Origin of the sequence: Halorubrum sp. Ea8 (genome assembly GCF_002252925.1) — an archaeon.
Classification (GTDB): domain Archaea; phylum Halobacteriota; class Halobacteria; order Halobacteriales; family Haloferacaceae; genus Halorubrum.
In genome coordinates this window covers 23,182-29,712 of the sequence record NZ_NHPF01000152.1, presented here as the reverse complement: position 1 = coordinate 29,712, position 6,531 = coordinate 23,182, and the positions used below count along the sequence as shown (strand labels likewise).

General features: G+C 60.3%; 6 protein-coding genes. 5 read left to right on the top strand and 1 reads right to left on the bottom strand.

The annotated features are described in order from the left end of the window. Positions 1-1,057: dihydroorotase family protein (locus DJ74_RS17345; RefSeq protein WP_217900355.1), on the bottom strand; the 1,057-nt coding region annotated here is incomplete at its 3' end. 180 nt (positions 1,058-1,237) lie between these two features. On the opposite strand from DJ74_RS17345, the gene uraD reads away from it, so the two are divergent. The 5 genes from uraD to DJ74_RS17320 all read left to right on the top strand — a co-directional run bounded on the left by uraD (position 1,238) and on the right by DJ74_RS17320 (position 6,401). After that, positions 1,238-1,741 carry a 2-oxo-4-hydroxy-4-carboxy-5-ureidoimidazoline decarboxylase gene (uraD, locus tag DJ74_RS17340; protein ID WP_094528054.1) on the top strand — a complete coding sequence of 168 codons (504 nt, stop codon included), beginning with the start codon at positions 1,238-1,240 and terminating at the stop codon, positions 1,739-1,741. Between the two features lie 213 nt (positions 1,742-1,954). After that, positions 1,955-2,890 carry a factor-independent urate hydroxylase gene (gene pucL, locus DJ74_RS17335; RefSeq protein WP_094524516.1) on the top strand — a complete coding sequence of 312 codons (936 nt, stop codon included), beginning with the start codon at positions 1,955-1,957 and terminating at the stop codon, positions 2,888-2,890. Next, positions 2,887-3,234, top strand: coding sequence for a hydroxyisourate hydrolase (gene uraH, locus DJ74_RS17330; protein ID WP_094528053.1), 348 nt, complete (start codon positions 2,887-2,889; stop codon positions 3,232-3,234). Before pucL ends, uraH begins: the two co-directional genes overlap by 4 nt. A 261-nt stretch (positions 3,235-3,495) precedes the next feature. Continuing rightward, complete coding sequence (locus tag DJ74_RS17325) at positions 3,496-4,866, top strand: uracil-xanthine permease family protein (RefSeq protein ID WP_094528052.1); 1,371 nt, start codon at positions 3,496-3,498, stop codon at positions 4,864-4,866. A gap of 200 nt (positions 4,867-5,066) precedes the next feature. Beyond that, positions 5,067-6,401, top strand: coding sequence for a 5'-deoxyadenosine deaminase (locus tag DJ74_RS17320; protein ID WP_094524400.1), 1,335 nt, complete (start codon positions 5,067-5,069; stop codon positions 6,399-6,401). Positions 6,402-6,531: the final 130 nt, after the last annotated feature.

Here is a 6,531-nt window from a genome sequence, read left to right as displayed (position 1 = left end):
GGAGACTGTTGATCCCGAAGGCGCTTTCCCACCACGGCCCGCCCTCTTTCCGTTCGCGAGGCAGCGGAACGTGGTCGGTCGAGACGACCGAAAGTGTCCCGTCGCCGAGTCGGTCGAAAATGGTATCCACATCCTGAGACGACCGGAGGGGAGGAGACATGATCGCCCGGTTCCCGAGCCGTTCGTACGTTTCCTCCGTGAGCGTGGTATAGTGCGTACACGTCTCCGCCCTGACGTTCGAACCGTCAGTCTGCACCTCCGCGATCGCGTCCGCCGCCGCCGCCGACGTGGTGTGGACGCCGTAATACTTTGCGTCGGCCGCGACGGCGAGTCGGGCGACGGAGCCGGCCGACATCGCTTCCGCGTAGTCCGGGCGGGACCGCGGATACGCCGATGGTGATTCACCGCCGGGTTCGCTTTTCACCGCGTCCGTCCGATGCTCGCAGACGGAGTACTCTTCGGTGTGAACCATCCCGACGGCACCGATGTCGGCGAGCCGCCGGAACACCTCTCCGATGAATCCGTTCGACAGTCGGATGTCGTCTGTGGTGAAGAGTTTGAACGACGTGATGCCGTCGTCGACGAGCGTCGCCAGTTCCTCGAACACCGCGGGAGATTCTTGTGTGATGACCGGATGGACCCCACAGTCGATGAGTGGTGCCGCGCCATCGCGATGCCGTTCGACGGCTCCGGTCAGCGTCCCCCGGTCGTCCCATTCTCCGTCGTCCCATCCCTGCCAGGCGAAGGTCAGAAGACTGGTGACGCCGCCGACTGCAGCGGCCGCCGTTCCGGTCTCGTAGGAGTCGATTGAGTTGTAGCCTGCGAGATGGGTATGTGGGTCGACCACGCCTGGAAGGACGAGGTTCCCGTCCGCGTCGATCCGGTCTTCCGCGTCCGGAAACGCATCTTCGTCGCCTACGCCTACGATCGTACCGTCGTCGATGGCGACCGCCCCCTCGAACATCGCCTCGGCGGTAACGACGGTCCCGCCGGTGACGACGGTGTCAATACTCACCACCGGTGTCCACCCTGACTTTGGACATCGACCGCGTTCCATCCACAACATTCGAGAGTCACCGCGAAGTTGTATCGTCTCGCTCCGTTCACCGTGCTAACCATACCCTCGAATACTCGATACCTGTTCTTAAGGGTTGTTCCGTTGTCGCCGCCTCAGCTCCGGGCCGACTGTGAGTGCGAACGAGAATTTAAGTGACGGGCGGTCTGACCAGCGAGGACGATGAGCAAACGAACGATCGCGGACGTGAACCGATCGGATAGAGAGAGGTTTGTCGACCTCTTGGGCGGCGTGTACGAACATTCCCCCTGGGTGGCCGAACGGGCTTGGTCCGACCGACCCTTCGAGTCGGTCGACGACCTTCACGAGACGATGAAGCGCGTCGTCGAGGCTGCCGATCGCGATCGGCAGCTCGAACTCCTGCGGGCACATCCGGACCTCGGCGAGCAGACCGAGATGACAGACGCCTCCGTCGAAGAGCAGGCCTCCGCCGGACTCGATCAGTTGACTCCGGAGCAGTATGAGGCCTTCCAGCGACTGAACGACCGGTATCAGGACAGCTTCGGCTTCCCGTTCATCATGGCCGTACGAGACGAATCGCCCGACGCGATCAGGGCCGCGATGGAAGAGCGGGTCGAACACGCACGACCCGAGGAGTTCCGGACCGCCATCGATGAGGTACACACCATTGCGCGCCTGCGACTCGACGAAATACTGGAACCGTAGCGGCGGGTGCCCTCCTGGTGAAAATGACAACGAGAGACCAAAAATGGTTTAACTATGCGTATGAACCTCGTTGGTAGACGGTGACAAGCGCACTACGTAAAGCCAGATTTTGTAGCCCGGAGCACAGCGATCGCTGCACGCAGCAGGGATGACCGACGACGATACCACTGACGGCCCATGATAAACACACCACAAGACACCGACGACCGAACGATGAACTACGGGAAAAAACATGTTAACGTCTACCGGACGTACGCAACCCCACTGACGGGGCTCCGCGAGATTCCCGAGTCGACATTCACTGGCAAGCCGAACACGCTCCTCGGGATGGAGGTGCGTGCGCAGGTCGAGGGCGAGGAGTTCCTCCCCTCGTTCCGAGACGGCGACAACACGAAGGTGGTGGCAACGGACACGATGAAGAACTTCATCTTGCACCACGCTGGCGAGTACGACGGTGCGACCGTCGAGGGCTTTCTCCATTACGTCGGCTCGGAGTTCCTCAACACCTACGATCAGATGGAGGGAGTCCGCATGTCTGCCGATGAACTCCAGTTCGACCAACGACCCGTTCCAGACGGCGAGGGCGGCTTCGAACCGAGCGAACTGGTCTTCCGCGTTTCCGACAACGAGTCGGCGTACGGCGAGTACTACCTCAAGCGGGAGGACGGCGACATCGTCATCGAGAATCAGCGAAGCGGTGTCACCGATATCGAACTCGTGAAGGTGAAAGACAACTCTTTCGTCGGCTACGTTCAGGACGAGTACACCACACTTCCGGAACGAGAGAATCGGACGCTGTATATCGGACTCGACATCTTCTGGACGTACGACGACCCCAAGGCGGCGCTAGGTGACGATCCAAAAGAGTACGTGCCTGCCGAGCAGGTGCGAGATATCGCACAGGTGGTCTTCGATGAGAAAGACGTCAACTCGATCCAAGACCTCGTCTATCAGATCGGACTCCGAATCCTCGAACGGTTCCCGCAGCTGGCCGAAGTGAATTTCGAATCCAGGAATCAGACGTGGCTAGGCGTGCGGAATGACGACCTAGAGGGTGACGCGAAAGTGCTTCGAGAACCGCCTCGGCCGACCGGATTCCAGCGGTTCTCGATGGATCACAGCGACCTCGACGAAGGGGGCAACGTATGAGCGCAGGACTGACCACGCACGTACTCGATACAAATCGCGAAGGACCGGCGGAGGGCGTGGAAGTGACGCTGTATCGACTCGAAGAGGGAGACCGCGAGCAGATCGTGTCAGCGGTGACGAACCACGATGGCCGAGTCGACGAGCCGTTACTCGACGCCGAGGAGATCGACGCCGGAACGTTCGAGCTCGTCTTCGACGTGGGGACGTATTACCGCGAGGGTCCCACGGAATCTACGTTTCTCGACGAGGTTCCGGTGCGGTTCCTGATCGACGATCCGAGCGAGCACTACCACGTGCCATTGCTCCTATCTCCTGGGAGTTACACGACGTACCGTGGGAGCTGAGCTACGAGTACAACCGTCGCCGTCCAGACGCCGGTCCCGTTGACACGACATCCCCCGCGGAGCGATTCGATGGCTGACCGTGTCCGTTCGGAGGTGACTGTTCCCGACCCGTTCTCGAACGGCGCTTCGTCGGAACCTCATACAGCGAACGCTATCCGCCCGATAGATGTGCGAACCAGCATATTCCGTAATATCTTGGATGAAATATAGTAGATCAATAGAAGATTTTAATTATTAGAAGTCTCATTGGTATGTCGGAACATGCCTGGAAACACAGACGAAGGAATCGATCTCGCATACGGTCTGGAAGAGAAGCCACCGTTGTCGAAATCGTTCCTGCTCGCGCTACAACACGTATCGGTCATGATTGTCCCGTCGACTGCAGTCGCGTTCATCGTCGCGGGAGCCGCGGGATTGAGCTCCGCAGACACGACGTTTTTGGTTCAGATGGTGATCCTCTTTGCGGGAGTGGCGACCGTCGTCCAAGCATACGCCGTGGGTCCAGTCGGCGCGAAACTTCCGATCGTGATGGGAACAAGTTTCGCCTTCGTCGGTGCGATGTCATCGATCGGCGCGAGTTCGGGCCTCGACGTCGTGTTCGGCTCGATCGTGGCCGCGGCAGTCGTCGTTCCGTTCCTGTTGGGCTGGCAGTTCAAACGACTCCAGTCGTTCTTCCCGCCGCTTGTCACGGGACTCATCGTCATCATCATCGGTCTGTACCTCGTTCCGGTCGGTATCCAGTACGCCGCTGGCGGGGTCGGTGCCGAAGACTTCGGCTCGATGCAGAACCTCGGGCTTGCAGGACTGGTCTTGACGATCTCGGTTCTCTTCAATCTGCTCTTGAAGGGAGTCTGGCGAATGTTGAGTGTCATCATCGGAATCAGCGCCGGCTACGTCGTCGCGATCATGTTCGGCGTCGTGGACTTCACGCCCTTCTACGAAGCGGCGTGGATCGCGGTCCCCACTCCCGGCCGGTTCGGATTCAGTTTCGAGTTGGTCCCGCTTTTGACCTTCGCGTTCCTGTTTCTCGTCTCGGGTATGGAAACAATCGGCGACATGTCCGGGATCACCGCCGCCGAGGGACGCAACCCCACCACAGAGGAATTCCGAGGCGGAATCTTCGCCGACGGGTTCATCAGTGCCCTCGGAGCGGTCTTCGGGTCCTTCCCGCAGACATCGTTCTCCCAGAACGTCGGCATCATCAACTTCACCGGCGTGATGAGCCGTCACATCGTCGGGATCGGCGGTGGGATTCTGATCGTGCTCGGACTCGTCCCGAAGATCGGAGCCATCGTGACGACCATCCCCTCCGCCGTCTTCGGCGGTGCCGTGCTCATTATGGTCGGCATGGTGGCCGCCAGCGGCATGCGGCTGTTGTTCCTGAACATCGAGATGAATCGTCGAAACATGGTCATCATCGCTACGGCGCTCGGACTCGGGCTCGGCGTCGCGACGGTGCCGAATGCGCTCTCGGGACTGCCATCGGGTACACAAACGTTCTTCGGCGAACCGGTCATCGTCACCGGCCTGGTGGCGCTCGCGCTGAACACGTTCGTCCCCGGCGAATCCAGTCCGCTGTTCGATCGGGCCGACACGGTCCCGCCGATCTCCGAACCAGTCGACGACGATTGAGGTCCGACGGAGGTCGAGCAAGTATTTTTCCCTGTGCCGAGTTCCGCTCGTCTCCACCGCGCTGGAAGGCCCCGTCGAGTGATCCGTGAGCACCGACACGAGTGAACCGCGCCGGTCCGTGGCAGGTCACCCGGGGTACCACTCCGCCCGCACCGCCCGCAGGGGAAATTTTTTCTCCTGCGACTGATTACGGTATATGTATGTTATTGACCGGAACAGTGGTCGCAGACACGAACACGGTACTCCAAGACGGAGCGGTTGTCGTCTCGGGGTCACGGATCGAGGCGGTGGGCGAACGATCCGAGATCGTGCCACAATATGCCGACCACGAACACCAATCCTACGACGTCCTGCTACCGGGACTCGTCGGCGGACACATCCACTCCGTTCAGAGCCTTGGGCGGGGAATTGCCGACGATACCGAACTACTGGACTGGCTGTTCGACTACATCCTCCCTATGGAGGCCACACTTTCGGCCAGAGAGATGGAGATCGCGGCAAAACTGGGATATCTAGAGATGATCGAAAGCGGGACGACAACCTGTGTGGATCACCTCTCGGTCGCCCACGCGGAGGAGGCTTTCGATGCTGCAGGTGAGATCGGTATCCGTGGCGTCCTCGGCAAGGTGATGATGGATCAGCGCTCGCCCGACGATCTCCTTGAGGATACACAGGAGGCCCTTGACGAATCCGAGCGGCTCATTCAGGAGTACCACGGCTCGTTCGATGACCGCATTCGGTACGCCGTGACACCTCGATTCGCGGTTTCCTGTACCGAAGAGTGCCTCCGCGGCGCTCGCGAACTGGCCGACGCGTACGACGGGGTCCGTATCCACACCCACGCCAGTGAGAACCGAAACGAAATCGAGACCGTGAAAAATGATACCGGGATGCGAAACATCCACTGGCTCGACGAGGTCGGGCTCACCGGCGAGGATGTCGTGTTGGCCCACTGTGTGTGGACTGACGAAAGCGAGCGCGAGGTACTCGCCGAAACGGGGACGCACGTCACGCACTGTCCGTCTTCGAATATGAAACTCGCCAGCGGCATCGCTCCGATATGGGACTATCTCGACCGCGGCATCAACGTCGCCCTCGGCAACGACGGTCCTCCGTGTAACAACACGCTCGACGCGTTCACGGAGATGCGTCAGGCCAGCCTCCTCCAGAAGGTTGATCGGCTGGATCCGACCTCGACCCCGGCGAGCGAGATATTCGAGATGGCGACGATCAACGGTGCGAAAGCCGCCGGGTTCGATGAACTTGGCGCGATTCGGGAGGGATGGCGAGCTGATATCATTGGTCTCAGTACGGATCTCACGCGGGCGACGCCACTGCACGATGTGCTCTCGCATCTGGTGTTCGCCGCTCACGGCGACGACGTTCAGTTCACGATGGTGGACGGTACTGTCCTGCAGGATGACGGAGTAGTGACCGCCATCGACGCCGAGTCAGTCCGTCGGGAAGCATCGGAGATAGGCCTCGATATGGACCTAGAGGAGGCGCGTGAGTCCGCTCGGAAACAGAAACCCTGAGTCAGCGCGCATGGCGCGCGCCCTCCATCACCTCAGGGACGAACACGCAGTTCATATGTCCCTACAGCCCTGTTTCAGAGTGATCTGGGCCGCTGGCGGTAATCATGTGGCCCCACATTTATTTAAGTCT